The organism is Scandinavium sp. M-37 (assembly GCF_043558715.1).
In the GTDB taxonomy this organism is placed as follows: domain Bacteria; phylum Pseudomonadota; class Gammaproteobacteria; order Enterobacterales; family Enterobacteriaceae; genus Scandinavium; species Scandinavium vulneris_A.
The window spans coordinates 1-26853 of the sequence record NZ_JBIGIN010000042.1; the positions used below are offsets into that span (position 1 = coordinate 1).

Genomic DNA, 26853 nt, shown 5'->3' on the forward strand with positions numbered 1-26853 from the left:
GAGCCCGGCATTACCCGAGAGCCGTAAAAAAGAGGCCACAACGTTACCCGTTGCGGCCTTCTTCAAAAGCTTAACTGACAAGCATTACGCGCGAGCGGCCTTTTTCTTGTCGGCTGAATTACAGCACGGCGACGATGGCTTCACACAGCGGAGCCATATTGTCAGGGGTCATACCTGCAACGTTGATGCGACCCGACGCCACGGCGTAAACGCCAAACTCTTCACGCAGACGCAGCACCTGATCTTTGGTCAGACCGCTGAAGGAGAACATGCCGTTCTGCTTCACGATAAAGCTGAAATCGCGATCTGCGCCTTTCTCGGCCAGAGTATTCACGAACAGCAGACGCATACGCTGAATGCGCTGGCGCATATCGGTCAGCTCTTGCTCCCAGATGGCGCGCAGAGCGTCATTGCTCAGAATGGTCGCCACCACGGCGGCACCGTGAGCCGGTGGGTTAGAGTAGTTTGCGCGAATAACGGCTTTCATCTGGCTGAACGCACGATCCGCCGTTTCGCTATCGGCACAGACCAGTGTACAAGCCCCAACGCGCTCGTTGTACAGACCGAAGTTTTTCGAGAAGGAACTCGCCACCAGCAGTTCTGTATGAACCGCAGCAAACGCGCGCAGACCTTCAGCATCTTCTTCCAGGCCACGGGCAAAGCCCTGATAGGCGAAGTCAAACAGCGGGAGCCAGCCTTTTTCAACGGACAGTTTTGCCAGCTGTTCCCATTGTTCCAGCGTCGGGTCGATCCCGGTTGGGTTGTGGCAGCAGCCGTGGAAAAGTACCACATCGCCAGCCTGGGCTTGATTCAGGCTTGAAACCAGGCCGTCGAAATCGAGCGCGTGTTGTTCTGCGTCGTAATAGGTATATTCACAGACTTCCAGACCCGCAGAGTTGAACACGCCTTTATGGTTCGGCCAGCTTGGATTGCTGACCCACACGCGTTTCACGTCAGTGTTTTTAGCGAGAAAATCTGCTGCCACGCGCAAAGCGCCGGTCCCGCCCGGGGTCTGTGCCGTACGTGCACGTTTGTCAGAGACAATCGCGCTGCCTTTACCGAACAGCAGCTCCTGAGTGCAGCGGCCGAATTCTGCAATACCATCGATGCCGAGATAGTTTTTGGTGGTTTCGTTTTCCAGCAGATACAGCTCTGCTTTTTTAACGCTGGTCAGTACCGGAGTTTTTCCGGTTTCATCTTTGTAAACACCAATCCCGAGGTTGATTTTTCCGGGGCGGTCATCGGCACGAAACAAATCGGCCAGACCCAAAATGGGGTCGGCTGGGGCAGCGGTAATGTTCTCAAACATGACGAGGTTCCATTGTGGTTACTGAAGGGAAATCCGCTATCAGGTTAACGGGAGAATGACGAAAAGCCAACCGTTTGCGAGAAAAAGCGCGGCGCTTTTCAAAAGTCATTATTAATCACTGCCGGACATAAAAAAAACAGGGCCGAAGCCCTGTTTTTCAAGCATATAACAAAGTGGCGTACTGATTAGAACTGGTAAACGATACCTACAGCAGCCTGGTCGTCGACAGCCTGACCCGATGCTTTTGCATAGGCGTTGTCGTCCAGCAGGTTGAATTTGTATGCTGCGTAGACGTTCATGTTTTTGTTGAAGTAGTACCAGGTACCCACTTCTACGTATTTAACCAGGTCAGCATCGCCGCCCGCGAAGGAGCCGTTGCTGTTGGAACGAGCCAGCAGGTCTTTACCTTTAGACTGCACGTAACCGATGGACGGACGCAGACCGAAGTCGAACTGGTACTGAACCACAGCTTCGATGTTCTGTGTTTTGTTCGCGAAGTTGTTGTCTGGCTCGCGAGTCATGTTGGTGGTTTCAGCATACATTACAGCTGCGTAGACGTTGTTCGCGTCGTATTTGAATGCAGTTGACCACGCTTCAGCGCGGTCACCGCCAGCGCTTGCGTTACCGTAAGTAACACCGTTGATGGTGCGAACTTCTGGATTAACCTGGTCGTTGGTACGGTCAGCAGTTTCATAACCCGCGGCAACGCTGAAGCCTTCGAGGAATTCGTACTGAACGGAGGTGCTCACGCCGTCGCCGTTCGCTTTCGCGCCGTTACCACCCAGAGAGATGTTCTGTACAGTGCCGTTGTTGTCATTGTAGTCAACGGTAACTGGGCTGTTACGCTCATTTTTACCCTGATACTGCAGGGCGAAGCTCAGGCCATCAACCAGACCGAAGAAGTTGTTGTTACGGTAGGTCAGCAGGCCAGTAGAACGACCGTTCATGAAGTTGTCGGTCGCAGCCCAGGAGTCGCCGCCCCACTCAACCAGCATATCGGTGTATGCCGCTACGTCGTAGATGGCACCGTAGTTACGACCGTAGTCGATAGAACCTGCGTCACCAAATTTCAGACCTGCGAATGCCAGACGGGTTTTAGTCCCCTGAGAACCTTCAACGCTGGACGCATCCAGGTTGTATTCCCACTGGCCGTAACCGGTGATCTGATCGTTGATTTTAGTTTCGCCTTTGAAACCGATACGAGCATAGGTGGTGTCATCGCTGGTGGTGTCGCCGTTGGTGGTCCAGATGTGTTCCCCGACTGCTTTACCATAGAAGTCCAGTTTGTTGGCATTTTTGTTATAGATTTCTGCTGCGTTTGCCGCACCAGCTGCCAACAGGGCAGGGATAACCACTGCCAGGATATTGCGCTTCATCATTATTTATTACCCTCATTGGTTTTTTTATGGACACTTGCCACTGCCGCCAATAGTTTTCGTCAATAAATATTTACGGAACTATTGATGAGAGTTTGGTGTCTTTCTGTGTCTGACAGGCATATTTCCATTCATGACAACGTTTCGCTAGCCTGAAAGTGCTACAAATATCGTAAATAGGTAACAAGAAGAAATAATGTGTAATAATTTGTGTAAATTCGGGAACTTTGTGAACCACCTCAAATTTCCTGCCGCATTGCTGAATTAAACGCCATCTCTATATCTATCTATATGAAAAGCTTATCTTTAATTTTAATAACGGCTTTTCTTATCTAAGAATGATTCTCATCACTGTTTTTCTTATGGCTCAAAGTTAGCTATTCGTGCGCGTTGAAGGTGGTTATTTTGTGTGCTAAGCACCAGGGCTTTACTTAAGCGCCAGAGAAGTGTTGCGGGAAATGTGTGCAGAAGTATTGCGTGAAATGGGGTGTAACATTTGGGTTAAAGCGAGGGGTTGACCTTTATGTTTGTAGAAATTTGTACACAAATCCTGACAGAGCCAAAAAAAAGCCAGCTCGATAGCTGGCTTTCATCATAGTTGCGCGCTTAGAAGCTGGCGTTACGCGGTGTACGTGGGAACGGGATTACGTCACGCACGTTCTGAACACCAGTGACATAAGCAATCAGACGTTCGAAACCAAGACCGAAGCCTGAGTGAGGCACGGTGCCATAGCGACGCAGATCACGATACCAGCTGTAGTCTTCTTTATTGAGGCCCATTTCCGCCAGACGTGCATCGAGAACATCCAGGCGTTCTTCACGCTGGGAGCCACCGATGATTTCGCCGATACCCGGAGCCAGAACATCCATTGCGGCAACGGTTTTGCCGTCGTCGTTAAGGCGCATGTAGAACGCCTTGATGTCTTTCGGGTAGTTTTTAACAACGACCGGTGCCTGGAAGTGTTTCTCAGCGAGGTAACGCTCGTGCTCGGAAGAGAGGTCCACGCCCCAGAATACTGGGTTCTCAAAGGTCTGACCGCAGTTTTCCAGAATCGTTATCGCATCGGTGTAATCCACCTGCGCGAAATCGGCTTCGACAAAACGTTCCAGACGGCTGATGGCATCTTTATCCACACGCTCGGCGAAGAATTTCATATCATCGGCACGCTCTTCGAGTACCGCTTTGAAGACATACTTCAGCATCGCTTCTGCCAATGCGGCGTTATCTTCCAGATCGGCAAAGGCCACTTCCGGCTCCAGCATCCAGAATTCAGCCAGATGGCGGCTGGTATTGGAGTTTTCTGCGCGGAATGTCGGGCCGAAGGTGTAAACCTTGGACAGCGCACAGGCATAGGTTTCACCGTTCAACTGACCTGATACGGTCAGGAAAGCTTCACGGCCAAAGAAGTCTTTGTCGTAGTCCACTTTGCCCTGATCGTTACGCGGCAGGTTTTCCATGTCCAGCGTGGAAACGCGGAACATTTCACCCGCACCTTCGGTATCAGACGCGGTGATAAGCGGCGTAGATACCCAGAAATAGCCTTGCTCGTGGAAGAAACGGTGCAGCGCCTGCGCCAGAGTATGACGCACGCGTGCGACCGCACCAATCAGGTTAGTACGCGGACGCAGATGCGCTACTTCACGCAGGTATTCGATGCTGTGACGTTTTGCCGCCATCGGATAGGTATCAGGATCTTCAACCCAGCCGGTCACTTCAACCTGAGAAGCCTGGATTTCGAAGCTCTGGCCCTGGCCCTGAGACGCCACCACTTTGCCGGTGACAATCACTGAACAGCCGGTGGTTAAACGCAGCACTTCCTGATTGTAATTGGGCAGAGAATTATTGATGACGGCCTGTACTGGATCAAAGCAGGAACCGTCATAGACGGCGAGGAAGGAAAAACCAGCTTTTGAATCTCGACGGGTACGCACCCATCCGCGCACGGTGACTTCGCTGTCAACGGCTACGCGGCCCTGGAGTACGTCGGCTACAGGCACAACGCTCATAGTAATCTCTCTGTTAGTAGTCCGGAATAAAGGTATCAATTTCCACCCTGATTAAGGGGGATCCCTATGTTACCTGTCATCTTTCATCAGACAAGAAAAAATCGCTACGAGACGGGACGAATTGAGAAAATAACAAGAAGAAGGGAGCCCGAAGGCTCCCTTTTGTTGATTAACTGGCCTTTTTGACCTGGGGCAGGTCAAACGCTTTGCGCAGGGCACGCACGAAGGCCTTGTCGTGACAGATGGTTTTACCCGGGCTGTCTGACAGTTTGGCGACCGGCTTGCCGTTACATTCCACCAGTTTAATCACGATATTCAGCGGTTTCACCTGAGGGATATCGCAGGTCAGACGCGTGCCAATACCAAAGCTCAAATTCACCCGTGAAGAGAAATGACGGTAAAGGTCGATGGCCTTAGTGAGGTCAAGGTTATCGGAGAACACCAGCACTTTGCTCATCGGGTCGATGCCAAGCTTCTGATAGTGGGCAATAGCCTTTTCACCCCATTCCACCGGATCCCCGGAGTCATGGCGTAAGCCCTGGTAGCGCTCGGCGAATTCTGGCCCAAAATCGCGCAGGAAGGCGTCCATGGTGATGCAGTCGGTAAGGGCGATCCCCAACTGATCCGGATATTCTTCCAGCCAAGCGGCAAGCGCCACACGTTGGCTGGTGGCCAGATCGGGACTGATTTGCTGATGCGCCTGGAACCATTCATGGGCCTGCGTTCCCATTGGGGTCAGCGACAGTCGACGCGCCAAATCATAATTGCTGGTGCCAACAAACCACGGTTCCTGCTTCAGACGTTCAACGATGGCTTGCTGCACTTCACGCGAGAAACGACGGCGGGTACCGAAGTCCATCAGGCGGAAGCCAGACAGGTCGATATCCTGAGTCAACCGATTGAAATCGGTGAGTTTGTGTTCCAGGGCGCTGAGTGCCTGTGTGATGTCGGCCTCGGGCGAGCGGTAACGATGCACCAGCTCGCTGATGACCGCCAGCAGCGGAACTTCCCACATGATGACTTCGCGCCACGGGCCTTCAAGGCGAATGTTTAATTTGCCGTTGTCGTTATGGACCGTGACCTGCTGCGGGTTGTAGCGGAAATCGCGCAGCCAGTCGAGGTAATCCTGCTTGAAGAACGGCAGGCCTGACAGCCACTGGAACTCGTCGTCCTGCAGCCGGAGCGACTGCATCGCTTCGACTTGTTCGCGAATGGCATCTGCATAAATTCCGAGCAGATCGTCACCGCGGCAGCGGAATTCTGCAGCCACTTGCACATCATAGTAATGATGGAAAACGGCCTGCTGCATATGCAGCTTATAAGCATCTGTATCAAGCAGCGTCTGCAGAACAGGGGAAGCGAATTGTCTCATGGTGCGCAATAGCGTCCTCTTAAAGGAGCGTTTAGTACAATAAACAACGGCTGAAACCGCAGGAGTATACCTTGTTTATTGATTTATTGAACCCCGATCACAACACAAGCCGTCAGAAGGGTCGAGGGCAAAACGTGCCGCGTGTTATCGATATGTAGCAATTTGCGTGTTTGCCCCTGAAAAGATGAACATTCTGCGTAGCGTGAAAGTAACAACAGGAATAGACTGAACCCGATACTTTACAAAAGATGCTAAAGGTTTTTTATGACACAACAGCCCCAAGCCAAATACCGCCACGACTACCGTGCGCCGGAATACCTGATCAGCGATATCGACCTGACCTTTGACCTGGACGCCGCAAAAACCGTCGTGACCGCCGAAAGCCAGTTTACGCGTCACGCTGCGTCTGCCACACCACTGCGTCTCGATGGCGAAGATTTAACGCTGGTGTCGATTCACGTCAACGACCAGCCGTGGAGTGACTATAAAGAAGAAAACAATCAGCTGGTGATTAACGGCCTGCCGGAGCGTTTTACGCTGCGCATCGTTAACCAAATCAGCCCAGCGGCGAATACGGCGCTGGAAGGGTTGTATCAGTCTGGTGAAGCCCTTTGCACTCAGTGCGAAGCGGAAGGCTTCCGCCACATCACCTGGTATCTGGACCGCCCTGACGTGCTGGCGCGGTTTACCACCAAAATCATCGCGGATAAAAGTAAATATCCTTACCTGCTCTCCAACGGTAACCGCGTGGCGCAGGGCGAGCTGGAAAATGGCCGTCACTGGGTCCAGTGGCAGGATCCGTTCCCGAAACCGTGTTACCTGTTCGCGCTGGTGGCCGGGGACTTCGACGTCCTGAGTGATAAATACATCACCCGTTCTGGGCGTGAAGTGGCACTGGAACTGTTTGTCGATCGCGGCAACCTTGACCGCGCTCCGTGGGCGATGACCTCGCTGAAGAACTCAATGAAATGGGACGAAGACCGTTTCGGCCTCGAATACGATCTCGACATCTATATGATCGTCGCCGTCGATTTCTTCAACATGGGCGCGATGGAAAACAAAGGCCTGAACGTCTTTAACTCCAAATACGTGCTGGCCCGTACCGATACCGCTACTGACAAAGATTATCTCGATATTGAGCGCGTTATCGGTCACGAGTATTTCCACAACTGGACCGGGAACCGCGTCACCTGCCGCGACTGGTTCCAGCTGAGCCTGAAAGAAGGCTTAACCGTTTTCCGCGATCAGGAGTTCAGCTCCGATCTCGGCTCGCGCGCGGTCAACCGCATTAGCAACGTGCGTACCATGCGCGGGATGCAATTTGCCGAAGACGCCAGCCCGATGGCGCATCCGATTCGCCCGGACATGGTTATCGAAATGAACAACTTCTACACCCTGACGGTGTACGAGAAGGGTTCAGAAGTCATTCGCATGCTGCACACGCTGCTGGGCGAAGCCAATTTCCAGAAAGGGATGCAGCTGTACTTTGAGCGTCATGACGGTAGCGCCGCGACCTGTGACGACTTCGTGCAGGCGATGGAAGATGCGTCCAACGTTGACCTCTCGCACTTCCGTCGCTGGTATAGCCAGTCGGGGACACCGGTAGTGACCGTGCATGACGATTACAACCCGGAAACCGAGCAATACACGCTGACCATCAAACAGCACACGCCCCCGACGGCTGAGCAGCAGGATAAACAGCCGCTGCACATTCCGTTCGACATCGAGCTGTATGACAACGAAGGTAAAGTTATCCCGCTGCAGAAGGGCGGTCATCCGGTGCATAACGTCCTGAACGTTACCCAGGCCGAGCAGACATTCATCTTTGATAACGTCTACTTCCAGCCGGTGCCGTCGCTGCTGCGTGAATTCTCCGCTCCGGTGAAACTGGAATACAAATGGAGCGATCAGCAACTGACCTTCCTGATGCGCCATGCCCGCAATGATTTTTCCCGTTGGGATGCCGCCCAGAGTCTGCTGGCGACCTACATCAAGCTGAACGTGGCCCGCCATCAGCAGCAGCAGCCACTGTCGCTGCCGCTGCACGTTGCCGATGCGTTCCGTGCCATTCTGCTGGATGAGAACATTGACCCGGCGCTGGCGGCAGAAATTCTGACCCTGCCTTCAGTGAACGAAATCGCCGAGCTGTTTGAGATTATCGATCCGGTGGCGATTGCGACGGTACGTGAAGCGCTGACCCGCACCCTGGCGAAAGAACTCGCGGACGAATTCCTCGCGATTTACAACGCCAACCAACTGGATGCCTACCGCGTGGAACACGCCGATATCGGCAAGCGTACGCTGCGTAACACCTGTCTGCGCTATCTGGCATACGGTGACGCTGAGCTGGCAGATAAGCTGGTGAGCCATCAATATCATCACGCCGACAACATGACCGATGTGCTGGCCGCGCTGGCTGCCGCCGTGGCGGCGCAGCTGCCGTGCCGTGACGTGCTGATGCAGGAATATGACGACAAGTGGCATCACGACGGCCTGGTGATGGACAAGTGGTTTATTCTGCAGTCCACCAGCCCGGCGGCAAACGTTCTGGAAACGGTGCGCGGTCTGCTGAAACACCGTTCGTTTACCCTGAGCAATCCGAACCGTATCCGCTCGCTGATTGGGGCCTTTGCAATGAGTAACCCGGCGGCGTTCCACGCGGAAGACGGCAGCGGCTATCAGTTCCTCGCCGAGATGTTGACCGAGCTGAACAGCCGTAACCCGCAGGTTGCTTCGCGTCTGATTGAGCCGCTGATTCGCCTGAAACGTTACGATGCGGCGCGTCAGGAAAAAATGCGTGCGGCGCTGGAACAGTTGAAAGGGCTGGAAAATCTGTCCGGCGATCTGTTCGAGAAAATCACCAAAGCGTTAGCCTAAATAATAACGCCCGGAATACCGGGCGTTTTTTAGCCATGTCGCACGCGGGGTTCCGTCAGAGAATCCGATATGCCGCGTTTCATCACCCGATTCAACACCTCAGCCTCCAGCTCCGCCAGGCGCGCGGATCCTTTTCGCCGTGGGCGCGGGATATCCACGGTCAAATCCAGACCGATTTTTCCTTCCTCGATTAACAGCACCCGATCGGCCATGGCCACCGCTTCACTTACGTCGTGCGTAACCAGCAGCACCGTGAAGCCCTGGGTTTGCCATAAGGACTCGATCAAATCCTGCATTTCCAGGCGGGTGAGGGCGTCCAGCGCTCCGAGAGGTTCATCCAGTAACAATAAACCGGGGCGATGGATTAGCGCCCGGGCCAGGGCCACACGCTGTTTCTGCCCGCCGGATAACGCCGCTGGCCACTCGCTTGCCCGACTTTCAAGCCCCACTGCCGCAAGCGCTTCCTGCGCCGCCTCACGCCAGTTGCCATTCAGCCCAAGACCCACATTATCAATAACGCTTTTCCATGGCAGAAGGCGTGCATCCTGAAACATCATCCGCGTTTCATGCTGGCTGGCCGCGAGGGGGCCGTTTCCGGCCAGCAGTTCTCCGGCGTTGGGCTTTTCCAGCCCGGCCAGCAGACGTAACAGCGTGCTTTTCCCGCCGCCGCTCCGACCCACCACCGCGACAAACTGCCCGGCCGGGATATGCAAATCCAGAGCGTTGAGGACCGTATTATTCCCGTACCGCTTGCCGATACCGTTCAGCAGCAGCGGAATACCCGGGTTCAGACGTGCCGTATTCATACGCTTACCTCCTTAACATAATAAGCCGGGTTCCAGCGCAGCCAGACGCGTTCCAGAAACTGGGCGCTGACGTCGGCCAGTTTGCCCAGCAGTGCGTAAAGAATGATAGCGACCACCACCACATCGGTTTGCAGGAATTCGCGGGCGTTCATCGCCAGATAGCCAATCCCGGAATTCGCAGAGATGGTTTCCGCGACAATCAGCGTCAGCCACATCAGGCCCAGTGCAAAGCGCACGCCGACCATAATTGAGGGCAGGGCACCGGGCAGGATCACATGCCAGAACAGTGCGAAGCCGGAGAGTCCATAACTGCGGGCCATTTCCACCAGACCCCGATCGATGTTGCGGATCCCATGCCAGGTATTGATATAAATTGGAAACAGGGTGCCGAGCGCGACGAGAAAAACTTTGGCACTCTCATCAATGCCAAACCACAGAATCACCAACGGGATCAACGCCAGATGCGGCACGTTACGCAGCATCTGAATCGAGGTATCCAGCAGACGTTCACCCCAGCGCGATAACCCGCTAATCAGACCTAACACCAGGCCAATCGAGCCGCCGATGGAGAAACCGACCAGCGCGCGCCACGAGCTAATTGCCAGGTGTTGCCACAGTTCACCGCTCGCCGATAGCGACCAGAACGCTTCGACCACGCCTTCCGGCGAGGGCAGAATGCGACTTGAGAGCCAGCCGGTGACGGAGGCGATTTGCCAGACAATCACGATGCCGACCGGCAACAGCCAGGGGGCAACGCGCAGCAGCCATCTTTTTGCAAGCGTGGGCATAAAACGCTCCTTAACTTTGTGCGACTTTACGCGGCAAAAATTCGTTCGCCACCGCTTCGCCTTGCACCTGTAAAGGCTGCGGCTGCGGGATTTCCGGGATGGCGACGTCTAAGTGCGGGAACAGCAGCTCACCGACTTTGTAGGCCTCTTCGAGGTGCGGATAACCGGACAGCACAAAACTATCGATGCCCAGCGCCGCATATTCATTAATACGTGCCGCGACGGTAGGCCCGTCTCCGACTAATGCGGTTCCGGCCCCTCCGCGTACCAGACCGACACCCGCCCACAGGTTCGGGCTGACCTCCAGTTTATCGCGCTGGCCGCCGTGCAGGGCCGCCATTCGCTGCTGCCCGACCGAGTCCGTTCGGGTAAAGGCCGCCTGGGCTTTGGCGATGGTGTCATCATCCAGACGGGATATCAGTCGGTTGGCGGCCTCCCATGCTTCAGCTGTGGTTTCCCGGACAATCACATGCAGGCGAATACCGAACCGCACCTGGCGCCCGTATTTGGCGGCCTTCTCGCGAACCTGTGCAATTTTCTCTTTTACCTGTTCCGGCGGCTCGCCCCAGGTCAGATACAAATCCACCTGCTCAGCCGCCAGCTCCTGCGCGACCTCCGATGAACCGCCAAAGTAAAGCGGTGGTCGCGGCTGCTGAATCGGCGGGAACAGCAGTTTTGCCCCGCGCACTTTCTGATATTTGCCATCAAAATCGACGGTGTCGCCTTCCAGCAAGCGCCGCCAGATATGGGTAAATTCCGCCGAGGCTTCATAACGTTCGGTGTGATCGAGGAATACACCGTCCGCGGCGAGTTCCTGCGGATCGCTGCCGGTCACCAGATTAAACAGCGCCCGTCCATTCGATAATCGGTCCAGCGTCGCGGCCTGGCGAGCGGCGACGGTGGGCGAAATCACGCTCGGGCGCAGCGCCACGAGGAATTTCAGTCGCTGGGTGACCGGGATCATCGACGCGGCCACCAGCCATGCATCTTCACAGGAGCGCCCAGTGGGGATCAGCACCCCGGTAAAACCGAGCCTGTCAGCGGTTTGGGCGATCTGCTGGAGATAGCCATGATCGACCGGGCGGGCATTCTCATCGCTGCCAAGATAGTGACCATCACCGTGAGTCGGTAAAAACCAGAACATATTCAGGCTCATGATTTTGCTCCTTGTTTTTGTGTAGAAGGTTGTGCGGTGGGCTGCCAAATGCGGCTTCTGATATCGACTTTTTTCGGCACCAGGTGGTTCTCGTAAAACAGATCGGCGGTTTGCTGCTGACGACGGGCGGTTTCATCACTGACTGGGCCAATTGCCGTCGGTGGGCGATGACTTAGGTAACTGGTAATCACCGCTTCCGGCAGACCCATGGTCCTGGCGAGCAGTTCGGTACTTTGCTGACGCTGGCTGATGGTCAACGCATCGGCCTGGCTGAAGGTGTTCAGCACGCCCGCTATAAAGCTGCCGTTTTTCTCGGCGTAGGGGCGGGAAGCCAGATAGAACGAACCAGTTTGTTTCAATTCGCTGCCATCGGTTAATACCCGCACGCCGCCCTGCAGTAATGCAGCGGAATAATACGGATCCCAGATGGCCCAGGCGTCGACATCCCCCTGCTGGAACGCCGCGCGGGCGTCGGCAGGTGTCAGGAACGTCGGCTGGATGTCAGTAAATTTGAGGCCCGCCTGCTGTAGTGCGCGTAATAAGAGGTTGTGTGAACTCGAACCTTTCTGGAACGCAACCTTGTGTCCTTTAAGATCGGCCACGGTTTTGATCGGGCTGTTCTCCGGGACGAGGATCACTTCCGCTTTCGGTTTTGGCGGTTCCACCCCGACATACACCAGGTCCGCCCCGGCGGCTTGGGCAAAAATTGGCGGAATATCGCCGGTGCTGCCCAGATCGATGCTGCCGACGTTCAGGGCCTCAAGCATTTGCGGCCCGGCGGGAAATTCAATCCACGAAATTTTGGTGTTCGGGTAGCGCTTTTCCAGCAACTGATGGCTTTTCGCCAGCACCATACTGATGCTGCCTTTCTGATATCCAATCCGCAAAGCATCGGGGGCCGGTTCAGCAGCCTGACTCCAGGCAGAGAGCGTTAACAAACCGGTCAGGGCTAAGGTGCGAATGCGGGGGCGGAACAAATTAAACATGGGCGACTCCTTGCTTAAGATGAAAAGCCGGGACGCGAATGTCACGGCGATGCAGCGCTTGCCAGAAGGTTTCCAGCGCGCTGTCGAGGCGTTTTTCGAGATTTGGGCTGAACTGCGGCTTGTGTTGGTAATCCTGCACCTGGCTGTCGTCGGCGAAAACGCCGTGCAGGATCTCTTGTGCCTTCAACGCACTGAGCACCGGTTTGAGCGCGTAATCCACCGCCAGCATGTGGGCCACTGTGCCGCCGGTAACCAGCGGCAACACCACTTTGCCTTCCAGCGCGCGTTCCGGTAACAGGTCGAGCAGGGTCTTCAATGCGCCAGAAAATGACGCTTTATAAACCGGAGTAGCAACGATTAAGCCATCGGCCTGCGCCAGCTGTTCTATGAGTGTGAGCAGGGCAGGGCTATCAAAGCGGGCGTAGAGCAGGTCCTCCGGCTCGAAGTTTTGCAGATGCCAGTGGCAAACCTCGACATCCACTCGGGAGAGCGTTTCTCTGGCATATTCCAGCAATGCGCTGGAACGTGAAGGAAAACGCGGGCTGCCCGCTAACGTAATGACACGCATGACCTCTCCTTATAACTAAATGTTTGCTTTTATCTAACATTGATAACATTTAACGGGAGTGTGTCAGAGGCAGGCGCGTTCGCTAAATGATTTTTCTGGCAGTGGATTACCAAAAAACGCATGTAAGTAAACGATTGCGTTTAACCGGGTATTTTTTGCGACAGGTCAATTCCCTTTCGGCGACGGATAGAACATAATACGCCCCCGGTTTGCTACCGGGAATCCAGGAGAGTTCATGTACTACCCCTTCGTTCGTAAAGCCCTTTTCCAGCTCGATCCAGAGCGCGCTCATGAATTAACTTTTCAACAATTACGCCGTGTCACCGGCACGCCATTTGAAGCGCTGGTGCGCCAGAAAGTGCCTGCAAAACCGGTAACCTGCATGGGGCTGACGTTCAAAAACCCGCTGGGTTTAGCCGCAGGACTCGACAAGAACGGGGAGTGTATCGATGCACTCGGGGCGATGGGTTTCGGATCCGTCGAAGTCGGCACTGTCACGCCGCGCCCTCAACCGGGGAATGACAAACCGAGGATCTTCCGTCTGGTCGATGCCGAGGGTTTGATCAACCGTATGGGCTTTAATAACCTGGGTGTCGATAACCTGGTTGAGAACGTTAAAAAAGCCCACTTCGACGGCGTGCTCGGGATTAATATCGGTAAGAATAAAGACACACCGGTCGAGCAGGGTAAAGATGACTATCTGATTTGTATGGAAAAAGTCTACGCCTACGCCGGTTACATTGCGATTAATATTTCATCGCCAAATACCCCAGGTCTGCGCACCTTACAATATGGTGAAGCGCTGGATGATTTGCTGTCGGCGATTAAAAATAAGCAAAATGAGCTGCAATCGATCCACCATAAATATGTCCCGGTGGCGGTTAAGATCGCACCAGATCTTTCGCTCGAAGAATTGATCCAGGTGGCAGACAGTTTGCTTCGCCATAATATTGATGGTGTTATTGCCACCAATACTACACTCGATCGTTCTCTCGTCCAGGGAATGAAACACTGTGATGAAAGCGGTGGTTTAAGCGGTCGTCCATTACAGTTAAAAAGTACGGAAATTATTCGACTGCTGTCTGCCGAATTAAAGGGACGCTTACCTATTATTGGTGTGGGCGGTATCGATTCGGTGATGGCCGCACGTGAGAAGATGGCTGCCGGTGCGTCACTGGTGCAGATCTATTCCGGCTTTATTTTTAAGGGCCCGCCGCTGATTAAAGAAATCGTTACCCACCTCTAATCTTTCCTGCGCAGTTTACAACCAGGGCTTTATTTCCTGCCCTGGTTGTTTTATATTCCACAAGTGTTGCTAATTTAAACTTTATGGTCTTTTCTTAATTCAGACAAATTAACGAAACGGGAATATGAGTTTCGGGCATCGGATGCTTAAGAGAGCGGGGAACAGAAATGCGAATTAAACCTGACGATAACTGGCGTTGGTATTTTGATGAAGAGCACGATCGTATGATGCTCGATTTAGCCAATGGTATGTTGTTTCGTTCTCGTTTCGCCCGCCGGATGCTGACCCCAGATGCCTTTGATCCTACAGGCTTTTGTGTAGATGACGCCGCACTCTATTTCTCTTTTGAAGAAAAATGCCGTGACCTTGAATTAACCAAAGAACATCGCGCCGAACTCATTCTTAACGCGCTGGTGGCCATTCGTTTCCTGAAACCGCAGATGCCCAAAAGCTGGCATTTTGTCGCGCATAGCGACAGCTGGCAGCCGGTAACGGGCGATGCGGCCGCGGTGTGGTTGAGCGACAGTGGCGAACGCGTGAATCTGCTGGTGGTCGAGCCGGGCGATAATGCGGCGCTCTGTTTGCTGGCACAACCGGGTTTGACGCTGGCCGGTCGTACCATGCAGTTAGGCGACGCGATTAAAGTGATGAATGACCGCCTGCAACCGCAGCCGATGTCGGCAACGATGCGCTACGGTCAGGCCGTTTAACGCGCCAGTCGCAGCGCGGTTTTCGGAACGCAGCTGCAGCACAGGATAGTGCCATCGTCCGCCACCGCGCTTTGCTTCATCGGGCTCACCTCTCCCTCGACCAACGTAATCCTGCAACTTCCGCAAATACCGGCCCGACAGGAATAAGGTACGCGGATCCCCTGTTGTTCCAGTTGTTCCAGTAAAATCTGCTGATTGTTCCCTTTAAACACCTGGCCCTGCCAGTCAATATCGACCACCGCGTCCTGCGCGGCTTCAACCTCCAGCACCTCTTCCGTTGCGCCTGCACCATAGACTTTACCTGGGCCGGTGGAGAGAATTTCAACTTCATCACCGACGCGAACCACGCCGCTGTTGCGGGCAATCAGGTTCTGACCAAAATCGACGTCGCCGTTATCCTGGGCGGTACGGAATTTTTGTAAGGTAGCCAGCGGTTCACCTGCCGGGTGTTTTTGTCCGCGCGCCGGGCTGACGGTGGTAAAGATGCAGCGGCTGCAAGGTTTGACCACATCAAAGACCACGTCGCCGATGCGAACCACTTTCCAGTGGTCTTCTTCCCACGCCAGGGTGCCGGTAACCACCAGATTGGGGCGGAACTGTTCCATTTGCACGCTGGCCGCGCAGCGATTTTGCAGATCGCGCAGCGAGGCTTCACTGGTCAATAGATAGGGGAAACCATCGGCGAAGGAGAGCGGTACAGCGTCATAGCGTTTCACCCGACGCGTAGGCTCGGGGCCGACCCAGCGTAGCTGGACATCGCGCTTAAAGAAGCCCGACAGCCACTGATTAATATCTGCGGGCGCGATCAACGCGGAAAAATGGTTGCCCCAGACTTCGGTTGGCGCGGCGTCAGCGGTAAAATCAGCAAAACGCACCATCGCCACGCTGCCATCCGGGGCGGTAAGGTGCAAACCGTCATGCATCGGCACCGGTGTAAAGCGCACCATCTGCGGATATTGACGGGCGGTGATGAAGGTGCCGTCTGGCTCGGTGACCATAAAAATACGGTCAAAAGCCATACCGCTCATGTCAGCCAACGCGTGCGTGACACCGATCCCGCGCATGGATTTTACCGGGTGAATATAGAGCCTTCCCAACGTCGCCATTCCGCAATCCTCTGCGTTTGAAAAAAGTCGCCCTATATGAAGCCCAGATTCGCTATAATGCGCAACAATTTTCTGCGAGTAATAAGTGACGATATGAATTCTCTGTTTGCCAGTACGGCCCGTGGGCTGGAAGAGCTGTTAAAAACTGAACTGGAAAACCTGGGCGCCACGGCGTGTCAGGTGGTTCAGGGTGGTGTCCATTTTGAAGGAGACACGCGACTGCTCTATCAGAGCCTGATGTGGAGCCGCCTGGCGTCCCGTATCATGATGCCGCTCACCGAGTGCAAGGTTTACAGCGATCTGGACCTGTACCTTGGCGTGCAGGCCATCAACTGGACAGAGATGTTCAATCAGGATGCGACCTTTGCTGTGCACTTCAGCGGCGTGAACGAAGAAATTCGTAACAGCCAGTATGGTGCGCTGAAGGTGAAAGACGCCATCGTCGATGCATTCACCCGTAAAAATCTGCCACGCCCGAACGTCGATAAAGAAAATCCTGATGTACGCATTAACGTGCGCCTGAATAAAGAAGTCGCGCACATCTCTCTCGATCTGAGTGGCGAAGGTCTGCATCTGCGTGGCTATCGAGACGCTACTGGTATTGCGCCCATCAAAGAAACGCTGGCAGCAGCCATCGTAATGCGTTCCGGCTGGCAGCCGGGTACCCCGATGCTCGACCCGATGTGTGGTTCCGGTACATTGCTGATTGAAGCCGCGATGCTGGCCACCGACCGGGCTCCGGGCCTGCACCGTGGCCACTGGGGCTTTAGCGGCTGGGCACAGCATGACGAAGCCGTCTGGCAGGAAGTGAAAGCCGAGGCACAAACGCGCGCTCGTGCCGGGCTTGCCGCCTACGAATCCCATTTCTACGGTTCTGACATCGACAGCCGCGTGATTGAGCGTGCGCGCAGCAACGCCCGTCGGGCAGGCATTGCCGACCTCGTCACTTTCGAAGTCAAAGACGTCGCCAAACTTAGCAATCCGCTGCCGAAAGGCCCATACGGCACGGTTATCAGTAACCCGCCTTACGGCGAACGTCTGGACAGCGAACCGGCCCTGATTGCCCTGCACAACCTGCTGGGCCGCTTGATGAAAACCCAGTTTGGCGGTTGGAACCTGTCACTGTTCAGCGCCTCTCCGGAGCTGCTGAGCTGTCTGCAACTGCGCGCCGAGCGCCAGTTCAAAGCCAAGAACGGCCCGCTGGATTGCGTACAGAAAAACTATCATCTGGCCGAAACCGATGGCACCGCCACGGTGATGCTGGCCGATGATTACGCCAACCGTCTGCGCAAAAACCTCAAGAAGCTTGAGAAATGGGCACGTCAGGAAGGCATTGAGTGTTACCGTGTATATGATGCCGACCTGCCGGAATACAACGTGGCGGTCGATCGCTACGGTGAGTGGGTGGTCGTTCAGGAATATGCCCCGCCGAAAACCGTGGATGCGACCAAAGCGCGTCAGCGTCTGTTTGATGTGATTGCGGCGACCATTTCGGTGATGGGCATTGCAGCCAACCGTCTGGTGCTGAAAACCCGCGAACGTCAAAAAGGCAAAAACCAGTACGAGAAAATGAGCGAGAAGGGCGAATTCATGCAGGTTAGCGAGTATAACGCGCGCCTGTGGGTGAATCTGACTGACTATCTCGATACCGGCCTGTTTCTCGACCACCGCATCGCTCGCCGGATGCTGGGCCAGATGAGCAAAGGCAAAGACTTCCTTAACCTGTTCTCGTACACCGGCAGCGCCAGCGTACATGCAGGTTTAGGCGGCGCACGCAGCACCACTACCGTGGATATGTCGCGCACTTATCTGGAATGGGCTGAACGTAACCTGCGTCTCAACGGCTTGACCGGACGTCCACACCGCCTGTTGCAGGCGGATGTGCTTGGCTGGCTGCGTGATGCTGACGAACAGTTTGACCTGATCTTTATCGATCCGCCGACCTTCTCTAACTCTAAGCGCATGGAAGATACATTCGACGTGCAGCGCGATCACCTGAAGCTGATGGCCGATCTGAAACGTTTGCTGCGTAAAGGCGGCACGATCATGTTCTCCAACAACAAGCGCGGCTTCAAACTTGATAGCGACGGCATGGCAAAACTGGGCCTGAAAGCAGAAGAAATTACTCAAAAAACGCTTTCGCCTGATTTTGCCCGTAACCGTCAGATCCATAACTGCTGGCTGATTACTGCAGCCTGAAGGAAAGAATAAATGTCTTTAATTAGTATGCATGGTGCGTGGCTGTCATTCAGCGATGCGCCTCTCCTTGATAACACTGAACTGCATATCGAGGATAACGAACGCGTCTGTCTGGTTGGGCGCAACGGCGCCGGTAAATCGACGCTGATGAAAATCCTCAACCGCGAGCAGGGCCTGGATGATGGTCGCATCATCTATGAACAGGACTTGGTCGTGGCGCGTCTGCAACAGGATCCGCCGCGCAATGTGGAAGGCAGCGTGTACGATTTCATCGCCGAAGGTATCTCAGAGCAGGCGGAATACCTCAAGCGCTATCACGAGATTTCTCATCTGGTGATGACTGACCCGAGCGACAGAAATCTCAACGAGATGGCGAAGCTGCAGGAGCTGCTGGATCACCACGGTCTGTGGCAGATTGAAAGCCGCATTAACGAAGTGCTGGAACAGTTGGGCCTCGAGGCCGACATGGCGTTGAGTTCGCTCTCCGGCGGCTGGCTGCGTAAAGCGGCGCTGGGCCGCGCACTGGTCAGCGGCCCGCGGGTGTTGCTGCTCGACGAACCGACGAACCACCTGGACATCGAAACCATCGACTGGCTGGAAGGGTTCCTGAAAACGTTTAAAGGCACCATTATCTTCATCTCGCACGACCGTTCGTTTATCCGCAATATGGCCACGCGCATTGTCGATCTCGATCGCGGCAAGCTGGTGACCTATCCGGGTAACTACGATCAGTATCTGTTGGAAAAAGAAGAGATGCTGCGCGTGGAAGAACTGCAAAACGCCGAGTTCGACCGCAAGCTGGCGCAGGAAGAAGTCTGGATCCGCCAGGGCATCAAAGCCCGTCGTACCCGTAACGAAGGCCGAGTCCGTGCGCTGAAAGATATGCGCCGTGAGCGTAGCGAGCGTCGCGAAGTGTTGGGCAGCGCGCGTATGCAGGTCGAAGAAGCCAGCCGCTCAGGCAAAATCGTGTTTGAGTTGGAAAACGTCGATTACCAGGTCGATGGCAAAGTGCTGGTGAAGGATTTCTCTGTCCAGGTTCAGCGCGGCGACAAAATTGCGCTGATCGGCCCGAACGGCTGTGGTAAAACCACGCTGTTGAAACTGATGCTGGGTCAGCTGCAGGCTGACAGCGGTCGCGTGCATGTGGGCACCAAACTGGAAGTGGCCTACTTCGATCAGCACCGCGCCGAACTCGATCCGGACAGAACGGTGATGGACAACCTGGCCGAAGGCAAACAGGAAGTGATGGTCAACGGTAAACCGCGCCACGTGCTCGGTTATCTGCAGGACTTCCTGTTCCATCCGAAACGCGCCATGACGCCGGTACGCGCGCTATCCGGCGGGGAACGTAACCGCCTGCTGCTGGCACGCTTGTTCCTCAAACCCAGCAACCTGCTGATCCTCGATGAACCCACCAACGACCTGGACGTTGAAACCCTCGAACTGCTCGAAGAGCTGATCGACGGCTATCAGGGTACGGTTATGCTGGTCAGCCACGATCGTCAGTTCGTCGATAACACCGTCACCGACTGCTGGATCTTCGAAGGCGACGGCAAAATTGGTGCCTACGTTGGCGGCTATCACGATGCCCGTGGGCAGCAATCGCAGTCATTGGCGAGAAAACAGACTGTCGACACGAAGAGTCCCAAAGAGCAGGCGAAAGCAGGAACTGTCAAACGCGCGCCCAGCAAACTAAGCTATAACCTGCAGCGCGAATTAGAGCAGCTTCCTCAACGGCTTGAGGAACTTGAAGCGAACCTGGAAGGATTACAGGCGCAGGTAGCAAGCCCGACTTTCTTTAGTCAATCTCATGACCACACGCAACAAGTGTTGGCGGATATGGCGCAAGCGGAAAAGGCACTGGAAGAAGCCTTTGAACGCTGGGAATATCTTGAAGCGTTAAAAAACGGCGGTTAATGAGAGGAACGTTCATGTGCGAGCATCACCCTGCGACCGGGCACATTCTGTGCCCACAATGCGATATGCTGGTGGCGTTACCGCACCTTGAGCACCGCCACAAAGCGTTGTGTCCTCGTTGTCACACAACGCTTACCACGGAATGGGATGAGCCGCGACAGCGGCCCACCGCCTATGCGCTGGTGGCGCTGTTCATGCTGTTGCTGGCTAACCTGTTTCCCTTCGTTAATATGAGCGTGGGCGGAATTAACAGTGAAGTCGAACTGCTGGAAATTCCCCGCGTATTATTCACCCAAGACTATGCCAGCCTTGGCACCTTTTTCCTGCTGTTTGTCCAGTTGGTCCCGGCGTTTTGCCTGCTGACCATTATCTTGCTGGTCAATCGGGTGCCGCTGCCGGAAAAAATCCAGGCCTTTCTTGCCCGCATCCTGTTCCATTTAAAAAGCTGGGGAATGGCGGAAATCTTTCTCGCCGGGGTGTTAGTCAGTTTTGTGAAGTTGATGGCTTACGGGGATGTTGGTGTCGGCAGCAGTTTTATCCCCTGGTGTCTGTTCTGTTTGCTGCAGCTGCGCGCCTTTCAGTGCGTTGACCGCCGCTGGCTGTGGGAAGATATCGCCCCAATGCCGAAACTGGATCAGCCGCTAAAAGTGGGCGTGCCGGGCATTCAGCAAGGCCTGCGGTCATGCTCCTGCTGCACGGCTATTTTGCCCGCTGACCAGCACGTATGTCCGCGCTGTGAATCGAAGGGCACGGTCAGGCGTAAAAACAGCGTACAGTGGACGCTGGCACTGTTAGTGACCTCTATCCTGCTCTATTTCCCTGCCAATATTATGCCGATCATGATTACGGATCTGTTGGGCGATAAAATGCCCTCGACCATTATCGCGGGTGTCATATTGATCTGGAGTGAAGGATCGTATCCGGTCGCCATGGTGATATTTATTGCCAGTATTATGGTGCCGACGCTGAAAATGATCGCCATCGCCTGGCTGTGCTGGAATGCCAACGGGAAAGGGAAGCGAGACAGCGAGCGGCTGCATTTACTGTATGAGGTGGTTGAATTCGTTGGCCGCTGGTCAATGATTGATGTCTTTGTGATAGCAGTGCTGTCAGCGCTGGTACGCATGGGAGGGTTAATGAATATCTATCCGGCGATTGGAGCAGTGATGTTCGCGCTGGTGGTTGTGATGACAATGTTCTCCGCCATGACCTTCGATCCGCGTCTGTTATGGGATCGTGAGCCAGAATCAAGCCATGAGGAAAAGCAATAACATGGAAAATAAGAGTGGAGAGGCCAAAGTGCAGAAGGTGAAAAACTGGTCGCCGGTGTGGATCTTTCCCATCGTCACCGCACTGATTGGCGCCTGGATAATCTTTTATCACTACAGCCATCAGGGCCCGGAAGTGACGCTGATGACGACCAACGCGGAAGGTATTGAAGGCGGAAAAACCCGCATCAAGAGCCGCAGCGTGGACGTCGGGGTGGTGGAAAGTACCACATTGACCGATGACCTGACGCACGTCGAAATTAAGGCGCGTCTGAACACCGGCATGGAAAAACTGCTGCATGGCGATTCCGTGTTCTGGGTGGTCAAACCGCAGGTAGGGCGCGAAGGGATCAGCGGCCTTGGCACATTGCTGTCAGGAGCGTACATCGAACTGCAACCGGGTAAAAAGGGCGCTCAGCCTGCCCAGTTCTCGCTGCTGGATGCACCGCCGCTGGCACCGCCAGATGCGAAGGGCATCCGCATAAACCTCGAAAGCAAAAAGGCGGGACAGCTTTCTCCGGGTGACCCGGTGCTGTTCCGGGGTTATCGCGTTGGCTCGGTGGAAACCAGCAACTTTAATCCGGAAAAACGCACCATCAGTTATCAGCTGTTTATCAATGCGCCGAACGATCGACTGGTCACCACCAACGTACGCTTCTGGAAAGACAGCGGTATTGCGGTGGATCTGACCTCGGCCGGGATGCGTGTCGAGATGGGTTCCCTGTCCACGCTGTTTGGCGGGGGCGTGAGCTTTGACGTGCCGGAAGGGCAGGAACTTGGCGAGCCGGTGGCGAATAAAACGGAATATCACCTGTTTGATGATCAGCGCACCATTCAGGATGCGATGTACACCGAGCATATTGATTACGTGATGTTCTTTAAAGATTCGGTTCGTGGGCTTCAGCCTGGCGCTCCGGTAGAATTCCGCGGTATTCGTCTTGGGACCGTCGGTAAAGTGCCGTTCTTTATTCCAGGGCTGCATCAGCGTCTGAATGACGATTATCGCATTCCGGTACAGGTGCGCATCGAGCCTGAACGCCTGATTAATCAGCTCGGCGGCGATCCGGATATTCGTAAACATCTGGATACCCTGGTTGACCGGGGACTGCGGGGTTCTCTGAAGTCAGGGAATCTGGTCACCGGCGCGTTGTATATCGATCTCGATTTCTATCCGAAGGCTGAACCGCGCGGCAAGTTCCGTGAATTCGGCGGTTTCGCTATCATTCCAACCGTGAGTGGTGGCCTGGCGCAGATTCAACAGCGTCTGATGGATGCTCTCGATAAGATCAACAACCTGCCGTTGAACCCGCTGTTACAGCAGGCAACCAATACGCTGCAAGAAAGCCAGACCACGATGAAGCATATGCAGGCCACGTTGGATAATCTGAATAAGATTACCGCCAGCCAGTCGATGCAGGACCTGCCAGCCGACATGCAGAAAACGCTGCGTGAGCTGAACCGCAGTATGCAGGGCTTCCAGCCGGGCTCCGCGGCCTACAATAAGATGGTCGGTGATATGCAGCGTCTGGATCAGGTTCTGCGTGAACTCCAGCCGGTACTGAAAACGCTCAACGATAAGAGCAACGCACTGGTGTTCGAAGCGAAGGATAAAAAGGATCCGCAGCCGAAGAGGGCAAAAGAATGAAAAAATGGCTACCCGCCGTAGCGATGGTCTGCCTGCTGTCGGCATGCAGCAGCGGCACTGAAAGCAAAACGTACTATCAACTGCCACTCCCGCAAACGGGAGTACAAAGCACGGCCAGCCAGGATGGACGCCTGCTTTGGGTGGAGCAAGTGAGCATTCCTGATTACCTCGCCGGAAACGGCGTGGTGTATCAGACCAGCGACGTGCAGTACGTGATTGCCAATAATAATCTGTGGGCCAGCCCACTGGATCAGCAGCTGCGTACCACGCTGGTGGCGAACCTGAGTAACCAGCTTCCGGGCTGGGTAGTGGCCTCGCAGCCGTTAGGCAGCAGCCAGGATACGCTGAACGTCAATGTCAGCGGTTTTCATGGCCGTTACGATGGGAAGGTCATTGTCAGCGGTGAGTGGCTCCTGAACCATCAGGGGCAGCTCATCAAGCGTCCATTCCACATTGAAATCAAGCAGCAGCAGGACGGCTATGATGCGATGGTGAAAACGCTGGCGCAGGCCTGGAGTCAGGAAGCCGCCGCGATTGCTCAGTCGATGAATCGCTTGCCATAAGTAAAATTCATCACCGTTAAAACCGCAGCAGACATGTTTCTGCTGCGGTTTTTTTTGCATTTGGCCTCAGGCGGTTAGTTGTGCCGCTTCACACTTTTTGTACAAATGAACTTCTGAGTAGCTCACAAATATGACACTGGCGTGAATTTTGCGCATTGACGCTGCGCCCGATTCAGGTTATCCCTAATGTGTGGTTGCACATTTGGTGACCATTGTTTTCTTTTCCACCAGATCAAAAAATGAGGGAAACGAGGCATGAAGAGACAAAAACGTGATCGCCTGGAACGGGCACATCAACGTGGATACCAGGCTGGCATCGCTGGTAAATCAAAAGAAATCTGTCCTTATCAGACCTTAAACCAAAGGTCACACTGGCTGGGAGGCTGGCGAGAAGCCATGGAGGACAGGGCAGTTATCGCCTGATGCTGTCTCTTTAAAACAAAGAAGCCTCTGCATGCAGAGGCTTCGCCGTTTCTGAAAGCCCTAAAGGGCAATGAAACGAATTAGAACGCAGAGGTGTCCTGGAACAGGCCAACCTTCAGGTCGGTCGCTTCATAGATGCGATGACCGTCAACCAGCACTTCACCATCCGCGATACCCAGAATCAGACGACGGTTGATAACGCGTTTGAAGTGGATGCGATAGGTCACTTTTTTCGCCGTCGGCAGGATCTGACCGGTGAATTTCACTTCACCCACGCCCAGCGCACGGCCTTTGCCTTCACCGCCGAGCCAGCCCAGATAGAAACCAACCAGCTGCCACATGGCATCAAGGCCGAGGCAGCCAGGCATTACCGGGTCGCCAATGAAGTGGCAACCGAAGAACCACAGGTCTGGATTGATATCCAGTTCTGCTTCCACGTAGCCTTTATCGAAGTTACCGCCTGTTTCGGACATTTTAACGACACGGTCCATCATCAGCATGTTGGCTGACGGCAGCTGTGGGCCTTTTTCGCCAAACAGCTCGCCGCGTCCGGAGGCAAGAAGATCTTCTTTTGTATAGGATTCGCGTTTATCTACCATGTTTTCAGTAAGCCTTATTTTGAGTTCGCGACGCAGGATAGCTAACACGTGTACGCTGAACAAGTCCGATCAGTTTGAATGAAACCAGTTCATCCAGCGTAACGCCCACGGGCGATGACGTGTATCCTGCTGATTTGCCTGAGCTATACGTTCCTGAATAGTTTGCAGAAGCGTGGTTTGACCTTCCCCATCCCAAATCAACTGCGTCAGGAGTGGAAGGGCATCGGTCACATCATCTATCGCCCACAGTGAAAATTCACCCGCTTCTACGGCCTGCTGCACATCCTGCGCGAGGCTAAGATGACGCACGTTGGCGGCAGGAATAATGACGCCCTGCTTGCCCGTTAAGCCGCGTTGCTGACAGATGGCGAAGAAGCCTTCAATTTTTTCATTAAGGCCACCGACCGGCTGCGCACGACCGAACTGATCAACGGAGCCGGTAATCGCCAGGCTCTGATTGACCGGCACGTTCGACAGCGCGCTGATGAGCGCACAGAGTTCAGCCATTGACGCGCTGTCACCGTCCACTTCACTGTAGGATTGTTCGAACGTCAGTGAGGCAGAGAAGGGGATTTGTTGATCCAGCCCGAGCTCTGACATCAGGAACGCCTGCATGATCATCATGCCTTTGGCATGGATGTTTCCGCCGAGTTCCGCTTTCCGCTCGATATCGGTGAACTCACCATCGCCAATATGCACTACGCAGCTGATTCGTGAAGGCTCACCGAAGGCTCGCGGGTGACCCGGGAACTCAACCACTGACAGAGCGTTGATCTGCCCAATCTGTTCACCTTCGGTTTCAATCAGGATCTGCTCAAGCAGAATTTCGTCCTGCATGCGCTCGGCAAGGTAGCCTTCACGCCACTGACGCTGATTGAGCATCGTTGCCAGCTGCTCTGCGTTAAAGCGTTTACCCTCACAGAAAGCCGCGGCTTCACGCAGCTGGCGACCAATCCACAGCGGACACAGCGGCAATGCCTGCTGGTCGCCAGTGTAGCGAGCGCCTTCCTGAATCAAAAGCGGCCAGGCATCGGTATCCGGGCCCGGTAGGTTCAGGCCACGAGCGATATGCCACACCCACTGACACCAGAGTTTCTGCGCGTCTTCATCGACTATCTGCAGATTATCTTCATATTCACTGTAGATGGCTTTTTCGCACAGCTCCGGTTCCATCTCCTGGAAGTCCGCCAGCGATTCGCGTTCACCGACCAGCATCACCTTCAGCGACAACGGCATGGAGGGGATTGTGACCGGGAGGGGGCGAGCGTCATCAAAGGTCAGCCAGTCAAAGCGCTGGCGGGAAACGATGTTTTTCAGACGCATCCACAGCAGTGGATGCGAGAGCAGGCTGCGCAATGACAGGATCAGCACGCCGCCGTTAGCCTGATGTACCAGACCTGGCTGGAGCGTGATTTCGCCGTTAAATTGACGGACGCAGCCGAACAGTTGCTCGGCTTCAACCCAATCGGCCTGAATCACCGGGCTCAGGCTTGCGAAGTTGTCTTCTGGCGCTGAGGCGGGGGTCAGGCTGACGGCGTTGCCATTAACCGTGTACTGAACGCCACACAGCGTTGTCGGGCTCTTTCGCAATTCGCGCGTCGCATCCGCCAGCAGTTGCAGGTATTCCGGCTCCTCTGGGGCTTTAACAAGCAGGATGTCAGAGATAGCCTGAGGATAAAGGAATTGATCCAGCGCGTAGTGCAGACGAGCCTGCAGTTCGCTGGGTAAGGAATCGGTTTCGGTGGCTAAATCAGGCTGGGCTAACAGCGTCTGATAAGCTTCAAGGTCAGGGGCTAAATCGCGCCGTGAAAGTTTTGTAATCGTCAAAGTCGCTGTTTTTTAGTCAGATGTAAAGCGGGTGATTATACCTCAAGGCGTCAGTCAGCACACGGGGATTAGCGGGCTACTTTTGTGACGGCGTTAGCCTTGCGA

The 26853-nt window shown here is 54.6% G+C and carries 21 protein-coding genes; 9 read left to right on the forward strand and 12 right to left on the reverse strand.

The genetic code is table 11. From position 1 onward, the window contains the following. Window positions 1-118: 118 nt before the first annotated feature. The 4 genes from ACG0Z5_RS21145 to pncB all read right to left on the reverse strand — a co-directional run bounded on the left by ACG0Z5_RS21145 (window position 119) and on the right by pncB (window position 6064). Entirely contained in the window at window positions 119-1309 is a 1191-nt protein-coding gene (locus ACG0Z5_RS21145; RefSeq protein ID WP_394450908.1) for an amino acid aminotransferase, read from the reverse strand. Between the two features lie 185 nt (window positions 1310-1494). Next, on the reverse strand, window positions 1495-2688 hold the full coding sequence (locus ACG0Z5_RS21150) for a porin (RefSeq protein WP_394450909.1): 1194 nt from the start codon (window positions 2686-2688) through the stop codon (window positions 1495-1497). A 603-nt stretch (window positions 2689-3291) separates the two neighbouring features. After that, window positions 3292-4692: an asparagine--tRNA ligase gene (asnS, locus tag ACG0Z5_RS21155; protein WP_394450911.1), complete on the reverse strand. Its 1401-nt coding sequence runs from the start codon at window positions 4690-4692 to the stop codon at window positions 3292-3294. Window positions 4693-4861: 169 nt separating this feature from the next. Then, window positions 4862-6064: a nicotinate phosphoribosyltransferase gene (gene pncB, locus ACG0Z5_RS21160; protein WP_394450913.1), complete on the reverse strand. Its 1203-nt coding sequence runs from the start codon at window positions 6062-6064 to the stop codon at window positions 4862-4864. Window positions 6065-6328: 264 nt separating this feature from the next. Here pncB and pepN point away from each other — a divergent pair, with 264 nt between their 5' ends. Continuing rightward, entirely contained in the window at window positions 6329-8941 is a 2613-nt protein-coding gene (gene pepN, locus ACG0Z5_RS21165) for an aminopeptidase N (RefSeq protein ID WP_394450915.1), read from the forward strand. 29 nt (window positions 8942-8970) lie between these two features. Here pepN and ssuB read toward each other — a convergent pair whose 3' ends face one another. The 5 genes from ssuB to ssuE are packed head-to-tail and all read right to left on the reverse strand — an operon-like array spanning window position 8971 to window position 13245. Further along, window positions 8971-9747 carry an aliphatic sulfonates ABC transporter ATP-binding protein gene (ssuB, locus tag ACG0Z5_RS21170; protein ID WP_394450917.1) on the reverse strand — a complete coding sequence of 259 codons (777 nt, stop codon included), beginning with the start codon at window positions 9745-9747 and terminating at the stop codon, window positions 8971-8973. Next, complete coding sequence (gene ssuC / locus ACG0Z5_RS21175) at window positions 9744-10535, reverse strand: aliphatic sulfonate ABC transporter permease SsuC (protein ID WP_394450919.1); 792 nt, start codon at window positions 10533-10535, stop codon at window positions 9744-9746. The genes ssuB and ssuC overlap by 4 nt, the downstream gene beginning before the upstream one ends. 10 nt (window positions 10536-10545) lie before the next feature. Then, a complete protein-coding gene (ssuD, locus tag ACG0Z5_RS21180) occupies window positions 10546-11691 on the reverse strand; it encodes an FMNH2-dependent alkanesulfonate monooxygenase (RefSeq protein WP_394450921.1) in 1146 nt (381 codons plus the stop codon). Beyond that, the gene (locus tag ACG0Z5_RS21185) at window positions 11688-12677 is read right to left on the reverse strand and encodes a sulfonate ABC transporter substrate-binding protein (protein ID WP_394450923.1); all 990 of its coding nucleotides are present in this window, start codon (window positions 12675-12677) and stop codon (window positions 11688-11690) included. The genes ssuD and ACG0Z5_RS21185 overlap by 4 nt, the downstream gene beginning before the upstream one ends. Next, the gene (ssuE, locus tag ACG0Z5_RS21190; RefSeq protein WP_394450925.1) at window positions 12670-13245 is read right to left on the reverse strand and encodes an NADPH-dependent FMN reductase; all 576 of its coding nucleotides are present in this window, start codon (window positions 13243-13245) and stop codon (window positions 12670-12672) included. Before ssuE ends, ACG0Z5_RS21185 begins: the two co-directional genes overlap by 8 nt. Before the next feature lie 235 nt (window positions 13246-13480). On the opposite strand from ssuE, the gene pyrD reads away from it, so the two are divergent. After that, window positions 13481-14491, forward strand: a complete 1011-nt coding sequence (pyrD, locus tag ACG0Z5_RS21195) for a quinone-dependent dihydroorotate dehydrogenase (RefSeq protein WP_394450927.1) — start codon at window positions 13481-13483, stop codon at window positions 14489-14491. Window positions 14492-14658: 167 nt separating this feature from the next. Beyond that, complete coding sequence (gene zapC, locus ACG0Z5_RS21200; RefSeq protein ID WP_394450929.1) at window positions 14659-15201, forward strand: cell division protein ZapC; 543 nt, start codon at window positions 14659-14661, stop codon at window positions 15199-15201. Here zapC and ACG0Z5_RS21205 read toward each other — a convergent pair. After that, window positions 15198-16307, reverse strand: a complete 1110-nt coding sequence (locus ACG0Z5_RS21205; RefSeq protein ID WP_394450931.1) for a YcbX family protein — start codon at window positions 16305-16307, stop codon at window positions 15198-15200. The two genes, zapC and ACG0Z5_RS21205, sit on opposite strands and share 4 nt — an antisense overlap. A gap of 93 nt (window positions 16308-16400) precedes the next feature. On the opposite strand from ACG0Z5_RS21205, the gene rlmKL reads away from it, so the two are divergent. The 6 genes from rlmKL to rmf all read left to right on the forward strand — a co-directional run bounded on the left by rlmKL (window position 16401) and on the right by rmf (window position 24322). Next, window positions 16401-18506: a bifunctional 23S rRNA (guanine(2069)-N(7))-methyltransferase RlmK/23S rRNA (guanine(2445)-N(2))-methyltransferase RlmL gene (gene rlmKL / locus ACG0Z5_RS21210; RefSeq protein ID WP_394450933.1), complete on the forward strand. Its 2106-nt coding sequence runs from the start codon at window positions 16401-16403 to the stop codon at window positions 18504-18506. Between the two features lie 12 nt (window positions 18507-18518). Then, a complete protein-coding gene (locus tag ACG0Z5_RS21215; RefSeq protein ID WP_394450935.1) occupies window positions 18519-20423 on the forward strand; it encodes an ABC transporter ATP-binding protein in 1905 nt (634 codons plus the stop codon). Between the two features lie 14 nt (window positions 20424-20437). Continuing rightward, window positions 20438-21694 carry a membrane integrity-associated transporter subunit PqiA gene (gene pqiA / locus ACG0Z5_RS21220; protein WP_394450937.1) on the forward strand — a complete coding sequence of 419 codons (1257 nt, stop codon included), beginning with the start codon at window positions 20438-20440 and terminating at the stop codon, window positions 21692-21694. 1 nt (window position 21695) lies between these two features. Further along, window positions 21696-23336: an intermembrane transport protein PqiB gene (gene pqiB, locus ACG0Z5_RS21225; RefSeq protein WP_394450939.1), complete on the forward strand. Its 1641-nt coding sequence runs from the start codon at window positions 21696-21698 to the stop codon at window positions 23334-23336. Next, window positions 23333-23899: a membrane integrity-associated transporter subunit PqiC gene (gene pqiC / locus ACG0Z5_RS21230; protein ID WP_394450941.1), complete on the forward strand. Its 567-nt coding sequence runs from the start codon at window positions 23333-23335 to the stop codon at window positions 23897-23899. The genes pqiB and pqiC overlap by 4 nt, the downstream gene beginning before the upstream one ends. 255 nt (window positions 23900-24154) lie before the next feature. Then, the gene (gene rmf, locus ACG0Z5_RS21235; protein ID WP_054179110.1) at window positions 24155-24322 is read left to right on the forward strand and encodes a ribosome modulation factor; all 168 of its coding nucleotides are present in this window, start codon (window positions 24155-24157) and stop codon (window positions 24320-24322) included. An 80-nt stretch (window positions 24323-24402) separates the two neighbouring features. On the opposite strand, the gene fabA is transcribed toward rmf, so the two are convergent. Then, window positions 24403-24921 carry a bifunctional 3-hydroxydecanoyl-ACP dehydratase/trans-2-decenoyl-ACP isomerase gene (fabA, locus tag ACG0Z5_RS21240; RefSeq protein WP_319629865.1) on the reverse strand — a complete coding sequence of 173 codons (519 nt, stop codon included), beginning with the start codon at window positions 24919-24921 and terminating at the stop codon, window positions 24403-24405. A 69-nt stretch (window positions 24922-24990) separates the two neighbouring features. Then, window positions 24991-26748 carry an AAA family ATPase gene (locus tag ACG0Z5_RS21245; RefSeq protein ID WP_394450945.1) on the reverse strand — a complete coding sequence of 586 codons (1758 nt, stop codon included), beginning with the start codon at window positions 26746-26748 and terminating at the stop codon, window positions 24991-24993. Window positions 26749-26853: the final 105 nt, after the last annotated feature.